The organism is Verminephrobacter aporrectodeae subsp. tuberculatae (assembly GCF_026127385.1).
Lineage (GTDB): Bacteria > Pseudomonadota > Gammaproteobacteria > Burkholderiales > Burkholderiaceae_C > Acidovorax > Acidovorax aporrectodeae.
Window position 1 is genome coordinate 545,024 of the sequence record NZ_QZCX01000001.1, and the last position, 14,930, is coordinate 559,953.

14 protein-coding genes and 1 other RNA gene are annotated in these 14,930 nt (G+C 65.7%); 7 read left to right on the forward strand and 8 right to left on the reverse strand.

Features of this window, described 5'->3' with window-relative positions; genetic code table 11:
• Positions 1-127 precede the first annotated feature (127 nt).
• Both dapB and D5041_RS02095 read right to left on the reverse strand, forming a co-directional pair.
• On the reverse strand, positions 128-955 hold the full coding sequence (dapB, locus tag D5041_RS02090) for a 4-hydroxy-tetrahydrodipicolinate reductase (protein ID WP_010101388.1): 828 nt from the start codon (positions 953-955) through the stop codon (positions 128-130).
• Between the two features lie 40 nt (positions 956-995).
• Positions 996-1,559 (reverse strand): outer membrane protein assembly factor BamE, encoded by a 564-nt coding sequence (locus D5041_RS02095; RefSeq protein WP_265283766.1) that lies wholly within the window; start codon positions 1,557-1,559, stop codon positions 996-998.
• 123 nt (positions 1,560-1,682) lie between these two features.
• Between D5041_RS02095 and fur the strand changes: the two genes are divergently transcribed.
• A complete protein-coding gene (fur, locus tag D5041_RS02100; protein WP_010101390.1) occupies positions 1,683-2,111 on the forward strand; it encodes a ferric iron uptake transcriptional regulator in 429 nt (142 codons plus the stop codon).
• A gap of 21 nt (positions 2,112-2,132) precedes the next feature.
• Here fur and hprK read toward each other — a convergent pair whose 3' ends face one another.
• The 4 genes from hprK to D5041_RS02120 all read right to left on the reverse strand — a co-directional run bounded on the left by hprK (position 2,133) and on the right by D5041_RS02120 (position 6,294).
• A complete protein-coding gene (gene hprK / locus D5041_RS02105) occupies positions 2,133-3,089 on the reverse strand; it encodes an HPr(Ser) kinase/phosphatase (RefSeq protein WP_010101391.1) in 957 nt (318 codons plus the stop codon).
• A 51-nt stretch (positions 3,090-3,140) separates the two neighbouring features.
• Positions 3,141-3,608, reverse strand: coding sequence for a PTS sugar transporter subunit IIA (locus D5041_RS02110; protein ID WP_010101392.1), 468 nt, complete (start codon positions 3,606-3,608; stop codon positions 3,141-3,143).
• A 103-nt stretch (positions 3,609-3,711) separates the two neighbouring features.
• On the reverse strand, positions 3,712-4,047 hold the full coding sequence (gene hpf / locus D5041_RS02115; protein ID WP_010101393.1) for a ribosome hibernation-promoting factor, HPF/YfiA family: 336 nt from the start codon (positions 4,045-4,047) through the stop codon (positions 3,712-3,714).
• Between the two features lie 306 nt (positions 4,048-4,353).
• Complete coding sequence (locus tag D5041_RS02120; protein WP_265284362.1) at positions 4,354-6,294, reverse strand: MFS transporter; 1,941 nt, start codon at positions 6,292-6,294, stop codon at positions 4,354-4,356.
• Between the two features lie 961 nt (positions 6,295-7,255).
• On the opposite strand from D5041_RS02120, the gene D5041_RS02125 reads away from it, so the two are divergent.
• The 6 genes from D5041_RS02125 to D5041_RS02150 all read left to right on the forward strand — a co-directional run bounded on the left by D5041_RS02125 (position 7,256) and on the right by D5041_RS02150 (position 13,467).
• Complete coding sequence (locus D5041_RS02125; protein WP_265283767.1) at positions 7,256-7,987, forward strand: helix-turn-helix domain-containing protein; 732 nt, start codon at positions 7,256-7,258, stop codon at positions 7,985-7,987.
• A gap of 140 nt (positions 7,988-8,127) precedes the next feature.
• Entirely contained in the window at positions 8,128-9,423 is a 1,296-nt protein-coding gene (locus D5041_RS02130) for an AAA family ATPase (protein ID WP_265283768.1), read from the forward strand.
• A complete protein-coding gene (locus D5041_RS02135) occupies positions 9,420-9,695 on the forward strand; it encodes a hypothetical protein (RefSeq protein WP_265283769.1) in 276 nt (91 codons plus the stop codon). Before D5041_RS02130 ends, D5041_RS02135 begins: the two co-directional genes overlap by 4 nt.
• 31 nt (positions 9,696-9,726) lie before the next feature.
• Positions 9,727-10,020, forward strand: coding sequence for an HNH endonuclease family protein (locus D5041_RS02140; protein WP_265283770.1), 294 nt, complete (start codon positions 9,727-9,729; stop codon positions 10,018-10,020).
• 450 nt (positions 10,021-10,470) lie between these two features.
• On the forward strand, positions 10,471-11,073 hold the full coding sequence (locus D5041_RS02145; RefSeq protein ID WP_265258482.1) for a SwmB domain-containing protein: 603 nt from the start codon (positions 10,471-10,473) through the stop codon (positions 11,071-11,073).
• Positions 11,074-11,085: 12 nt separating this feature from the next.
• Positions 11,086-13,467, forward strand: coding sequence for an Ig-like domain-containing protein (locus tag D5041_RS02150; protein ID WP_265283771.1), 2,382 nt, complete (start codon positions 11,086-11,088; stop codon positions 13,465-13,467).
• 39 nt (positions 13,468-13,506) lie between these two features.
• Here the strand turns inward: D5041_RS02150 and hemB are convergent, their stop codons facing one another.
• Together hemB and rnpB are read right to left on the reverse strand one after the other, a co-directional pair.
• A complete protein-coding gene (gene hemB / locus D5041_RS02155) occupies positions 13,507-14,514 on the reverse strand; it encodes a porphobilinogen synthase (protein WP_265283772.1) in 1,008 nt (335 codons plus the stop codon).
• 46 nt (positions 14,515-14,560) lie between these two features.
• Positions 14,561-14,889: RNase P RNA component class A (gene rnpB / locus D5041_RS02160), an RNA gene on the reverse strand.
• Positions 14,890-14,930 lie beyond the last annotated feature (41 nt).

The window sequence follows — 14,930 nt, forward strand, 5'->3', positions numbered from 1 at the left end:
GCGACGCAAACAACGACCGGGACAGGCCCATGCGCCGGGGGGTTGCGCTGTTCGACCCCGCGCGCGGCAACGAAACGCAGAGCAGGGAGGACATTGCGGATCGTCGCCCGCCCCGCCGCGCGCCCGTTCAGTTCAGACCCAGCACGTCGAACATGTCGAACAAGCCCGTGGTCCGCCCTTCAACCAGGAAACGCACGGCCCGCAGACTGCCCTGCGCGTAGGTGGTCCGGCTGGCCGCCCGGTGCGTGATCTCGATGCGCTCGCCCATGCCGGCAAACAGCACCGTATGGTCGCCCACGATGTCGCCGCCACGGATGGACGCAAACCCGATGCTCGACGCATCGCGCTCGCCCGTGGCGCCCGCGCGGGCGTGCACGGCGCATTCCCTGAGGTTGCGCCCCATGGCCTGGGCGATGAGCTCGCCCATCGCGAGCGCGGTGCCCGAGGGGGCGTCCACCTTGTACCGATGGTGCGTCTCGATGATCTCGACGTCGTAGCCCGTGGCCATGGCCTGGGCTGCGAGTTGCAGCAGCCGGAGCGTGACGTTCATGCCCACGCTCATATTCGGCGCCATGACGATGGCCGTGCGTTTCGCGCACGCGGCAATCTCGACCTTCTGCGCGTCCGTAAAACCCGTGGTGCCGATGACGGCTTTCACACCCATCTGGCTGCACAGCGCCAGATGCGCCAGCGTGCCTGCGGGGCGCGTGAAGTCGATCAGCACGTCGGCATTTTCCAGGCCCGCAGCAATGTCGGCGGTGATGGGCACGCCGCTCGCATGGCCCAGAAAGGCCGTGGCGTCGAGGCCGTCGGCGGCGATGTCCAGTGCGCCGGTGAGCACGCAGTCGTCACTCGCGCGAACGGCCTCGATGAGCATGCGCCCCATGCGGCCCGAAGCGCCCGCAACCGCCACCCGGCAGGCGCTCGCGGCGGCAGGCGAAGAGGTGTCTGTCATGGGAAGGCTCCTGTCCGGTTGCGCTGCGCAGCTGCCGGCGTCAGCGCACGGGCGCTTCCAGTGGCGGGTAGGTGCCGGGTGATGGGGCTGCGGCGGGCTGCGCGTCCGAGGCCGGCTGCCGGGGCGCGGCGGGGTAGCGCGCCAACTGCTCGGGGGTCGCCTCCAGAGCAGGCACCTGGCCCTGGGCATCGCGTGCGCCCAGCGTGGCCACGAACTCGGTCTCGGAGGGCATTGCATCGCCCTCGGAACGCTCGAGCACGTCGCCCTTGAAAAACACGGTGAGCTTGCGGGTCTGCATGTCTTCGCCCGGACGCTTGAGCGTGAACACGTATTCCCAGCGGTCGGCGTGGAACAGGCTCGTGACCAGCGGCGTGCCCAGGATTTCGCGCACCTGCTGGCGGCCCATTCCGGGCTGCAGGGCCTCGACCTGCTCGCGCGAGACGAAATTGCCCTGCACCACGTCCACCTTGTACGGCATCACGATGCGGGCAATGCGGCTGCTGGCGCCATCCGGACTGCCGCACCCGGCCAGGGTGGCAGTCAGGGCGGCGCCGACCAGCCAGACCCGGCCCGCGCGGGCGCTGCAATGGACTTTCACGAGCATGGTGTGATGGGAGAGAGAGAGCCGAAAACCGGGGCTGGGGATATGATCGCCCGATTGTAGCGGTAGCTCCCAGAGACCCCGGGAAATCCCGGGCGCAGGCCAGCACACCCGAAAGAGCATGCCATGACCAATGTCGACGAACTCAAAAACACCGGGCTCAAGGCCACGCTACCCCGCCTGAAGATTCTGGAAATCTTCCAAAAAGGCACCCAGCGCCACATGACGGCGGAAGACGTGTTTCGCGTGCTGCTCGAAGAGCACACGGACATTGGCTTGGCCACGGTGTACCGGGTGCTGACGCAATTCGAGCAGGCGGGAATCCTGACCCGCAGCAACTTCGAGAGCGGCAAGGCGATCTACGAACTCAACGAGGGCCAGCACCACGACCATTTCGTCTGCACGGCCTGCGGCAAGCTGGAGGAGTTCTTCGACCCCGAAATCGAAGAGCGCCAGCAGACCGTGGCCCAGGCCAAGGGCTGGGTGGTGCAGGAGCACACGATGGCCCTGTATGGCCTGTGCGCCCACTGCGCACAAAAGGCAAGAGCCGGTTGACGGGGGGGCGGACCCACTCGCTCAATGCCCGCCATCGCGCTCCATGGCGCGGCGGTGGCGCTCGACGAACTCCTGGTAGGTATCGATTCCGCGCAGTTGCAAGATGGTGTTGCGCACGGCCGCCTCGACCAGCACCGCGATATTGCGCCCGGCGACCACCTGGATCACGACCTTGAGGACGGCGACGCCGAGCACGTCCTGCGTGAGCGGCTCGTAGGGCAGGCGCTCGTAGTCGCGCTCGAGCGTTTCCTTGCGCACCAGATGCACGATGAGCTTCAGGCGCATCTTGCGGCGCACCGCGGTCTCGCCAAAGATGGCGCGGATGTCGAGCAGGCCGATGCCGCGCACTTCCAGCAGGTTCTGCAGCAGATCCGGGCACTTGCCCTCGATGGTCGTCTGGTTGATGCGAAACAGGTCCACCGCGTCGTCGGCGACCAGACCGTTGCCCCGGGAGATGAGCTCGAGCCCGAGTTCGCTCTTGCCCAGGCCCGACTCGCCGGTGATCAGCACGCCCAGCCCCAGGATGTCCATGAACACGCCGTGCATGGTGGTGCGATCGGCAAAATGCTTGGACAGGTAAGCGCGCAGCACGTCGATGACAAAGGCCGGTGACTCGCGCGTCGCGAACATCGGAATCTGCGCCCGCTCGCACATTGAGACCAGGGCATCCGGCGCCATCTGGCCGTCGGCCAGAATCAGCACCGGCGGCTCCAGAGTCACGATGCGGGCGGTGCGGCGCTTGCAGTCCTCGGCCGAGGCGCTGCTCAGGTAGGCGATCTCCCGCTCGCCGAGAATCTGTACGCGGTAGGGGTGGATGTAGTTCAGGTAGCCGACCAGATCGGCCCCGGAGCGCGCCAAGCGCACGGCGACTTCGTCGAACCGGCGCTCGGAAGCCCCCAGGCCCGCGACCCACTCCCACTTCAGGAGGTTGCGGAACTCCTCGAAGAGCACGTCAGCGCTGACGACATTGGGCTTCACGGCGGGTTGGCGAAGAAATGGGCGGCGCGGGTTGCCCGTTGAGGTTTGTTTTCAGTGCGCCTGCGCGGACTGCCAGCCGGCGATCATGCCATGCAATTCGGCAGCATCGGTGCAGGCCTTGAGCTTTTCGCGCAGGGCCGAATCGCTGAGCAGCTCGGCAATCTCGGAAAGGATTTCCAGGTGTTTCTGCGTGGCCGCCTCGGGGACCAGCAGAAAGATCAGCAGCCCGACCGGCAACTCGTCCGGCGCGTCGAAACCGATGGGCTTGAGCAGCCGGAACACCGCCGCCATGGGCGCCTTCAGGCCCTTGATGCGGCCGTGCGGGATGGCCACGCCATGGCCCAGACCGGTGGAGCCCAGGCGCTCGCGCGCAAACAGGCTGTCGGTGATCAGCGCCCGCGCGAGGCCGTGCTGGTCCTCGAACAGCAGACCCGCTTCTTCAAAAGCCCGTTTCTTGCTGGTGGCGTCCACGCTCACGAGCACTTGGGCGGAGGGGAGGATGGAGGCGAGTCGGTTCATGGTCAGGGGAAACAATTATGCACACCTGCGCGCCCGCCCCGACCGTGCGATGCAATAAAAAAACCGCCCGGCAGGGGCGGCGCTGTACCGGGGCGGGCGGGCATCAAACGTGCAGTTCGCGCTTCGCAGCCTCGTGGTGGTGGTTTTGCAAACGATCCTTGTGGCGCACCACTTGACGGTCCATCTTGTCGACCAGCTCATCGACCGCCGCGTACAGATCGGCGTGGGAACTTTCGGCAAACAAATCACTGCCTTTGACGTGGATATTGCATTCCGCTCTCTGTCTCTTTTCCTTTTCCTTTTGCTTTTCGATCGTCAGCAACACCTTCACATCGACGACTTGGTCGAAATGGCGGGCGATCCGATCGAGCTTGGTGGTGACGTAACTGCGCAGGGCGGGAGTGACTTCGAGGTGGTGACCACTGATCGTCAAATTCATGAAAAGACTCCTGTAGCTCTCGGTGGAAAAAACGCCGCCCCGTATCCCGAAGAAGGAGCGGCCCGGCGAACCCGGATGCATCTGTTGACGCAGACACAGGTTCACTATGCCCGCGCCCTCCCCGAAAAGCAACCGCATACCCACTTGGCGCGCCAAGTTATGCCCGGCAAGCCAGCCGGTCGGTCGGTCCACCCCTTGGCCTGGGCCTGCGCAACCAATGCAGGGGATCAGCGTAAAACCCGTAAACATCGGCTACACACGCCGAAGCACAAGGTCCGCAAGAAGCCCACCCTCCCGCGAAAACGTTCATGCCGCGAGCAGTTCGGCCACCTGCGCGCGCAGCGACTCGGGCCACACCGCGTGCGGCGCCAGCGGCCGCCCGACGTTCAGGCCCACGCGGCTGTGCAGACCCCGGCGCAGGGGCCGCACCATCGCCCGGCCACGCTCGATGCGGCTGAAATACGAGCCCCACAAATTGCTCAACGCCATGGGAATCACGGGGGCCTGCACCCCGTCGGCCCGGGCGCGTTCCAGGATTTTCATGATCCCGCCCTTGAACTCCTGCAAGCGCCCGTCGTGCGTGATTCCGCCTTCGGGGAAGATGGCAAGCAGATCGCCCGCGCGCAGCACCTGCGCGGCGCGCTCGAACGCGGCCTCGTAAGTAACAGGGTCTTCCTTTTGGGAAGCAACGGGAATCGCCTTCGCCAGACGAAACAGCGCGCCGAGCACCGGCACGCGGAAGATGCGGTGGTCCATCAGAAAGCAGATTGGCCGGGGGCTGGCCGCCATGAGCAGCACGGCGTCCACATAGCTCACATGGTTGCAGACCAGGATGGCGGCGCCGGTGGTCGGCAGGTTCTCCTCGCCGCGCACCCGAAAGCGGTACACACAGTGCGACAGCACCCAGGCCACGAAGCGCAGCAGGTATTCGGGAACGAGCATGAAGATGCAGCACGCCACGAGCGCATTCGCGACGCCGGTGAACAGGAAGATCTGCGGCACCGTGCAGCCCGCACCGAGCAGCGCGCCGGCAATCAGCGAGCTGGCAATCATGAACAGCGCGTTCAGGATGTTGTTCGCGGCAATGATGCGTGCGCGGTGCGTGGGCAGGCTGCGCATCTGTATGAGCGCGTACATGGGAACGCTGTACAGGCCGGCGAACAGGCTCAGCAGCGCCAGGTCGAGCAGCACGCGCCAGTGCGCGCCCTGGGCCAGGAACGCGCCCAGCCCCATGATCTCTGCGTGCGGCAGCTGCGCCAGGGCAAAGTACAGATCGATGGCGAAAACGCTCATGCCGATCGCGCCCAGCGGCACCAGGCCGATCTCCACATGCCGGCGCGAGAGCCGCTCGCACAGCAGCGAGCCGGTGCCGATTCCGACCGAGAACACCAGCAACAGCAGCGAGGCGACCTGCTCGTTGCCGTGCAGCACCTCCTTGGACAGGCTCGGGAATTGGCTCAGGAACACCGCGCCAAAGAACCACATCCAGCTGATTCCGAGCAGCGAGCGAAAGACCACGACGCTCTGGTGCGCGAGCCGGAGGTTGCGCCAAGTCTCCGAGAACGGATTCCAGTTGATCGCCAGCCCCGGGTCGGTCGCGGGCGCCGGGGGGATGAACTGCGCCACGGCGCGCCCGAGCAGCGCAGCGGCCACGCAGGCCACGGCCACCGCGGTGTGTCCCATGCCGGGCAAGGCCACCAGCAGACCCCCGGCCAGGTTGCCCAGCAAGATGGCCGCAAAGGTGCCCATCTCGACCATGCCATTGCCCCCCGTGAGCTCGCGCTCGCCGAGCACCTGGGGCAGGTAGGCATACTTCACCGGACCGAACAGCGTGGAATGCAGCCCCATCAGAAAGGTGCACAGCAGCAGCGCCGGCACATGGCCCGCCACGAACCCGCCCACCGCCACCAGCATGATGGCGATCTCCAGGTTCTTCACGAAGCGGATCATGCGGGCCTTCTCGTACTTGTCCGCGAGCTGGCCCGAGGTCGCGGAAAACAGCAGGAACGGCAGGATGAACAGCGCGCCGATCACCAGCCCCGCCATCGCCGGCGGCAGCCAGGACACGCTGAGCTGGTAAGTCACCATCACCGTGAAGGCAAACTTCAGCAGGTTGTCGTTCACGGCGCCCGAGAACTGCGTCCAGAAGAACGGCGCAAAACGCCGCTGGCGCAGCAGGAGGAACTGGTTCGCGCGCGCATGCGTCTGCGCGGCGCTGGCTGAGGGGGTTTCTTCGGGACGGTGCATGCGTTTCTCCTCGTCTGCGTCAAAAGCGTGCCGTGCGTGCGGCGCCGCACCGCACGCGCCATTGTGCGCAGCCGCGAATGCGGCGAGCACCGGCCAGGCCGCGCCCGCCGCCAGCACATGCTTGAGGCTGTGACCCGAGACCCACTGCGCGCTGGCTTCGAACACCGCATGGTCCGCCATCTCGAAGAGCTTGGCCACGGCGTACAACGCAATCACCGCCCCCAGATGCGGCGCCAGGGCGCCCGCGCGGCGCGGCAGAGGAGCCAGAGCCAGCACCACCAACAGGCCGCCAAACTGCACCACAGCCCAGGGCAGCAGGTTGCCGCCGTACGCCCAGCACAGCACGGCGAGCGGCCCCGCGAGCAGCAGCGCGGCGACCGTGGCCCAGCCCGCGCGCGTGCTCACGCGGCTGGCCGCGGCCAAGCCCAGCACGCCCGCAAAAGGCAGCGCCATGCCCAGCCGGTCCCACAGCAGGCCCGCGTCCTGCGGCTGCCAGTGGTACACCGCCGAGCCCACGGCCGTGCACAGCAGGCCCACGAAGAACAGCCCGGCGGATGCGCGCGAGGCGCCATCGGGAATCCCCGGCGCCCCGCGGCGCAACGCCACCAAACCGCACAAGCCGGCGATGGCAAACGGCAGATTGCTCAGCACGTCCAGCGCGCAGGGAATTCCCCAGAGCGTGCGCTGGTCGGCAAAGTCATGCTGGTGCGCGCTCGCAGGCAGCGCGGGCCCGAACAGCGCCAACGCCAGCAGCGCCACCAGGCCCAGCAGCAGGCCGGCTTCGGCGCGCGACAGGGCCGGGTGGATTCGGGGGGCAGGGGGAAGGCGGGGAGGGTCATTTTGCGCTCGCATCAGGGGGTTGCTCGACGCCACACAGTGTGCCCGGCACAGCCCCTTCGGCACGGCGAAAAGTCGCGCAAACGGCGCAGCAAGCCACCCCGGGTACCGATAATCGATACCCATGAGCAGCACCGCCGACCTCGTTGCCGCACTCAAAAAAGAACTCAAGAGCGCGCAAATGACCTACGCCGACCTGGCGCAGGCCCTGGGAATGGCCGAATCCAGCGTCAAACGCATGCTCGCCAAGGGCGACATGCCGCTCTCGCGCGTTGACGCAATCTGCCACGCGCTGGCGCTGGACTTTTCCGATCTGGCGCGCCGCGTGGCCGAGAGCCAGCCGCTGCTCAAGGAACTGAGCCAGGAGCAGGAAAGGGCCGTGGTGGGCGACAAGAAGCTGCTGCTCATGGCGATCTGCGTGCTCAGCCAGTGGACGCTGGAGCAGATCACCACGAACTACCGCCTGACCGAGGCCGAGGGCGTGAAATACCTCGCGCAGCTCGACCGCATCGGCATCATCGCGCTGCGGCCCCTGAACCGCTACCGCCTGAAACTGGCCAAGACCTTCCGCTGGCGCCCCCACGGGCCGGTGATGAACTACTTTCGCGAGCACGCGCTGCTCGACTACTTTGCCGGCGGCTTCGACGGCCCGGGCGAAGGGGTGCTGCTGGTGCACGGCAGCATCAGCCACGGCCGGGCGCCGGCCTTCATGGAACGCATGCAGCGCGTGGCGCAGGACTTTGCGCAGCAGCACCTGGCCGACCAGAAACTGCCCGAGCAGGACCGCGGGGGCCATACCCTGCTGCTGGCCATGCGCCGCTGGGAGTTCGCGGCGTTTGCCGGCATGCGGCGCTAAATCTCTCGCGCTTCGGGCGCCAGGCTTGTGCCCGATGAAATGGGCTACAGTACGGCGCTCAGTCAGACGACTGCATCGATGATCATCTTTCGAGCTTGGCGAAAAAGCCCGCGGCTCTTGCAGGAAAAAGGAGCTTGGCCATGCTCAAACACCTCCGGTTGGAAAACGTTGGCCCCGTTGACGCCGAAATCCAATTCGGCAAACGGATGAATTTGATCACGGGCGACAATGGCCTGGGCAAGAGCTTCTTGCTGGATATTGCGTGGTGGTCCATGACGCGGAAATGGCCCGCCGAGGTCAATCCCAAACTCACCACGGGAAAGAAAGCGCTGCCCCGCACCGAGGGAGCGGCCAAAATTGATTTTTCCTTCACGGGAAAATCCAAGCCGGTCAAATACGCCAGTCACTATGAGCGGCCCGATCAGGCATGGACGGGTCGGTCGGGTCGGCCGGCCAACCCCGGCCTGGTACTTTACGCAATGGCTGACGGTGGCTTTGCCGTGTGGGATCCCGCCCGCAATTATTGGCGCAGCCAAGGCGGCATAGATATCCAGAATCGCCCCTCTGCCTATGTATTTGGCCCCTCCGAGGTCTGGGATGGTTTGCCGGGCTCCGAGGGCAATTGGCTATGCAATGGGCTGATACGCGACTGGGCCAGTTGGCAAAAAGAGAACGGCGCCACTTTCGAGCATTTGCGCGCCGTGCTGGACGCTCTTTCTCCTTCTCCTGAAGAAAAGCTCACCCCCGGTGCGCTCACCCGGATCAGCCTGGATGATGTGCGCGACATGCCGACCATCGATCTGCCCTATGAAACCGGTGTGCCCATGGTGCATGCCTCTTCGGGCATGCGTCGCATTGTCGCCCTGGCCTATTTCTTGGTGTGGTGCTGGGAGGAACACCAGCAGGCGGCCAAGCTGCTGTCCGAAATTCCCACCAACCAAATAGTGTTCCTGATTGACGAAGTGGAATCTCACCTGCATCCGAAATGGCAACGCCGCATCATCCCGGCGCTGTTGAATGTGGTCGAGTCCTTGCGTTGGGCTGCACAGGTGCAGGTCCTTGCCGTCACGCATTCGCCGTTGATCATGACATCTGCCGAACCCCACTTTGACGATGCACAGGACGCTTGGTTCGACTTCGACTTGGTCCGCACCGATGGAACAAGCCACCCCATCGTCGAGCTCAAGAAACGCCCCTTTGAGCGCTTGGGCGAAGTTTCCCGCTGGCTGACGAGCGAGGCTTTTGATCTTGGCAGCGCACGGTCCCTGGAATCAGAAAAAGCGTTGCAACAAGCGGCGGAGATACTTTCGGGAAGAGTGACTGACCCCACCCGTGCCAAAGCACTGGACGCACAGCTGCGCAAGCTGCTGGGAGAAACCGATCCATTCTGGACTCGCTGGCGCCATATTGGCGAAAAGCAGGGATGGTTGCCATGATTCCCGTGGCGGCTCAGCCCGAACCGCCAACATTCGACGCAATGGTCCGTCGCAAAGGTTTGGCGCATCTTGTCCAAAAGGATTTTTCGCCAAATAAACCCTTGCCGCCGAAAGCGGACATCGAGCCCTATTGGCGCGCCTGTCTGACCGACCTGCACCAAGCCTACGGCGGGGTGTGTGCATACCTTGGCATCTTTTTAGAACGCGTGGTGGGCGGGGGGGAGCGTCGATCACTTCCTCGCCAAATCGACTCATCCCGGGCTGGCTTATGAGTGGAGCAACTATAGGCTGGCGTGTTCGCACATGAACAGCCGCAAACGCGAATACAGCGACGTGCTCGACCCTTTCTCCATGGCACCGGATCTGTTTTTCCTGGAGCTTTCTACCGGGCATATCTACCCGAACCCGGATCTGGACGCCCCGCAGATGCGCCGGGTGAAGGAAACCATCAAACGACTTGGTCTGGACGATCCGCTGTGCCGTGATCTGCGCACGCGCCGGTATCAGGACTATCTTGAGCATTCTCTGCCTGCCGTCTATTTGAAGGAGAAATCTCCCTTCGTTTGGTATGAAGCGGATCGCCAGGGGCTCTTGTGATTTCTTTGTGATTTCTCATCGTGGCTGCACCGCAGTGATTCCCTGCGCGCGTTCGCAGCCTCGATGCGCTGGGCCAAGAAGGTCAGCGCGCGCAGCAGGTGCGCATTGCACCGCTGCCCAACAGCCACGCACCAGCACCTCAGTCAGCCTGCCGCGTTCAGCCCGTATCCCCGGACCCGGCGCTGGGCGTCAACGGCTACTGGGCCAGGGACAGCACCGGCATCCGGGTCGAGCTGATCCGCGCGCCTTCCGGCGGCAAGGTGGCCAGCGAAGGCGGGCGGCGGCGGCGGGACTTCGAGATCACCGATCGCGTGACAATTCGACGCCGACAGCCGGGTCAATGGCCTCATCATCGCCCCCGGAGCCGCAGCGCAAATGCCCTTGTCCCTCGTGGAGCAGGCGCCGGATAGCGACGGGCGGCCTCTGGTTTTGACCTGAAGGAGAAACACCGTGGCTGCTGTTGCTTCCGTCACCATTTGGGCCGAGCCGTACTCTTGCGGGGGCGATGGATGCCTTCTGTCCGCGGATTCCCGAACGACCCGGGTGCATTTCGATTTCGACCAAGGGCCATGGGAGCCGCGTTTCGGCCTCTCCGACTGCAACCCGGTGTTCGACAGCACCACGGTCACCGGCGACCAACTGGTGGGCCACTACACCGAAGCCAATGGCCTGGACGGGGCAGCGCTCGCGGACAGCGCAGGCTTTACGGTCAGGAGCACCGCAGGCACGGCGATTCGCGTAAACAGCGCCGTGCTCAGCGCAGCGGACAAGACCGTCACGCTGACGCTGGGCCGCGCCGTGACCAGCAACGGCAACGGCGTCCAGGACAGCGCGCAGGCGGCGGCAGCATCGACCCGCGCGCTGGACGTCAACGGCTACTGGGCCAAGGACAGCACCGGCACCTGGGTCAACCTGATCCGCGCGCCTTACGGCGGCAAGATGACGCTGGAAGGCCGACGGCGTCATCACCGCGCCCGGCGCCGCAGTGCAGATGCCCTTGTCCCTCGTGGGGCAGGCGCCGGATGCGGCGGGCGGCCTCTGGTTTTGACCTGAAGGAGAAACACCATGGCTATTACTCACGTCAAAATTTGGGCCGGGTCACACCCCTCCGAGGACAAGGGATACCTTCTGTCCTTGGATTCCCGAACGATCCAGGTGCATTTCGAGTTCGACGACTGGCCGCTGCGAGTGAGTGTCAGCCAATTTGAATGCAAGACCATACCGAACGGTACCCACTGGCTCGCCAAAGAAATGACCAGGAACATCGAGGATGCCAAACACTTCCAGGCCACCCTGGAGGCGGACGAGGGCGTGGAAACCACCGGTGGTCTCATCACCCTGGATCTTGCCAATGTGGTAGAGCCCAACGGCACGCCAGGCACAGGGATCTACTCTTCCGAAAAGATGTTTACCGTAGACACCCTCCGACCCAAGCATCGCGACATCACGATCAACGACGAACACCTCACCGCCGGCGAAACCGCCACCGTCACCTTTGTTTTCACCGAGAAAGTCGGCAACTTCCAGCCAGCCATCGACCTCTCCAAAGCCCATGGCACGCTGGGCAGTCTGGTCACCGCCGACGGCGGTATCACCTGGACCGCCCCATTCACACCCACTCCCGACACGGCAAGCACCGAGGAATGCGTGATCTCCGTGCATATGAACGAGGTGCGCGACCTGCACGGCAACCGGGGAGCGGACATCAAGGACAAGGACATCCCCGTCAACAGCAACAGCTACACCGTGAACACCGTGCGGCCCACGTTGGCCACGACCGGCCACAGCATCGACGACACGCAGCTGGGCATTGGCCAGAGCGCCCACGTCACCATCCAATTCAGCGCAGCGGTCAAGGACTTCGACGCCGCCGACGTGGTCCTGGCCCCCGGCAGCGGCAGCGTGCGCCAAGTGCTCGCCTCGCACCCCGCGGCCGACGGCAGCAGCGACACCTGGGAGGTGGTGCTCGATGCCCCCGACACCGGCGCTGCATCAACGAACAACCCGATCAGCGTGAACCTCGCTGGCGTCCACACCCACGTGGGCAACACGGGCCAGGGCACGGTGGCCACGGGCCTGAGCTACAGCGTAGACCCCATCCGGCCCACGCTGGAGAGCACCCACGTCCACTACGGCGCGGGCGAGACCGACACCGTTCTCAAACACGGCGAAACCGCCCTGGTCACCTTCACCTTCTCCGAAGCGGTGACGGACTTTGGCCTCGACGACGTGCTGATGGTCCATGGCATGCACGATGGCACGCTGTCGCAGCTGGCGTCCACCGGCGACGGCCGCGTCTGGACCGCGACCCTGAGCGCCCCGACTTCCGAAGTCACATCGTCGAACAATAGCTTTCAAGTGAACCTGGCCGGCGTGAACGATCTGGCGGGCAACGCGGGCGAAGGACAGGCCTCCACCGGCGTCCGCTACGACATCGACACCACGCCCCCGGTGTTCGACAGCGCCACGGTCACCGGCGACCAGCTGGTGGTCCGCTACACCGAAGCCAATAGCCTGGACGGGACAGCGCTCACGGGCAGCGCAGGCTTTACGGTGCGTAGCGCCACAGACACGGCGATTCCCGTGAACAGCGCCGTGCCCAACGCAGCGGCCAAGACCGTCACGCTGACGCTGGACCGCGCCGTGGCCAGCGACGAGGTGCTGAGCGTCAGCTACGCCAAGCCCGAATCCGGCCATGGGGTGCAGGACGCTGCCGGCAACGACGCGACCAGTTTCCGGGCCATGTCGGTGGACAACCACACTCCTGCCCCGACAGGCCTGACGGACAAGGACAGCGACAGCATTCCCGGCAGCGTCGAGGACCAGACCCCCGGCATCGCCGACCCCGCTGGCGCAGCCGCCGTAGCCGGCGACGGCAACGGCGACGGCATCCAGGACAGCGCGCAGGCGGCGGTGGCATCGACCCGCGTCGTGCTCAGCCCCAGCGAAGCCAGCCAGCCCGAAGACGCGGCCAGCACCCCCGTGACCCTGGTGGCCGGCAGCCAGGACGGCAAGCTGGACCCGGACAGCGATGCGCGCATCACCCGCCTGGAGCAAGAAGACGCTCCCGCCCAACTGCCCCAGGGGATGGAGATGCCCCTTGGGCTGCTCAGCTCCGAGGCCACACTGGACAGTGGCCACTGGCCACAGCTCACAGGCAGCAGCAGCGAGAAGTTCAGCCTGTACGTGGACCCGGCGCTGGGCGTCAACGGCTACTGGGCGAAGGACGGCACCGGCACCTGGGTCAACCTGGCGAGCAGCCCTTACGGCGGCAAGATGGCGCTGGAAGGCGGGCAGCTGCGGCTGGACTACGAGATCAGCGATGGCGGGCCGTTCGACGCCGACGGCCAGGCCAACGGCGTCATCACCGCGCCCGGCGCCGCAGCGCAGATGCCCTTGTCCCTCGTGGGGCAGGCGCCGGATGCGGCGGACGGCTTCTGGTTCTGACGCTACGGCGCAGGGCCTGGACGCCCCCGCAGGCGGCGCCTATTTCCCGAGCAACCGGGCGGCGTCGCGGGCAAAGTAGGTCAGCACACCGTCGGCGCCCGCGCGCTTGAAGGCCAGCAGGCTCTCGAGCACCACGGCGTCGTGCTCGAGCCAGCCATTCGCTGCGGCCGCTTTGATCATGGCGTACTCGCCGCTCACCTGGTAGGCGAAGGTGGGCAGGCGGAACGCGTCCTTTACGCGGCGCACGATGTCCAGGTACGGCATGCCGGGCTTGATGAGCACCATGTCAGCGCCTTCGGCGATGTCGCTGGCGACCTCGCGCAGGGCCTCGTCGCCGTTGCCGGGGTCCATCTGGTAGGCATTCTTGTCCGCCCCTCCCAGGGCGCCGCGCGTTCCCACGGCGTCACGAAACGGCCCGTAGAAGGCGCTGGCGTACTTGGCGCTGTAGGCCATGATGCGGGTGTGGATGTGGCCCCGCTCTTCGAGCGCCTTGCGGATGGCGCCAATGCGCCCGTCCATCATGTCGCTCGGCGCGACGATGTCTGCGCCCGCCTCGGCGTGCGCGAGGGCCTGGCCGATCAGGCACACCACCGTGTCGTCGTTCACGATGTAGCCGCTCGCGTCGAGCAGGCCGTCCTGGCCGTGGCTCGTGTAGGGGTCGAGCGCCACGTCGCTCATCACGCCGAGGTCGGGGAATTCCTTCTTCAGCACACGCAGCGCGCGCGGAATCAGGCCATCGGGGTTTTGCGCCTCGCTGCCGTCGGGGGTCTTGCACGCCGGGTCGATGGCGGGAAACAGCGCCAGCACCGGAATGCCCAGGCGCACGCAGTCCTCGGCAACGGGCAGCAGCAGATCCAGGCTCAGGCGGTCCACGCCGGGCATGGACGCGACGGCCTCGCGCCGGCCCCGGCCCTCGTGCACGAACACGGGGTAGATCAGGTCGTGCGGCGTGACGGCGTTTTCGCGCAGCAGGTTGCGGGTGAAGGCGTCGCGGCGCAGGCGGCGCGGACGGTTCTGCGGAAAGGGGGCGGGGTTCGGGAGATGCATGGGGGAAAATTTTGCCCGATCCGCGCGGGCGCGCTGCGGGCCAAAGGTGTGAAGCGCGCCGATACGCCGGATTCTGTGCGCTGCGGTTGCCCGCAGCGTGACCGCCATCAATCTGGGCCGGGTGTCGCCACCACGGCTCGGTGCTACCTACCCGCCAACTCCGCGGAACCACATCAGCGCTGGCCTGCTTGGTATTGCTGCGCGTAGAGATTGCCCGTTTCACCCGGGGCGGGAAACCCGCCCCGACTCGTCTCTGTTGCTCTGATCCTCACCTCACGGTGGACAGCCGTTAGCTGCTACGCCGTCCTGTGCAGTCCGGACGTTCCTCCAGTGCCTGGTTTCCCAGATCGCACCAGCGGCGGTCTGGCGCGCTTCACGGCGCGATTATCACCCGGCGCACCCGGCCACGGCTTGCG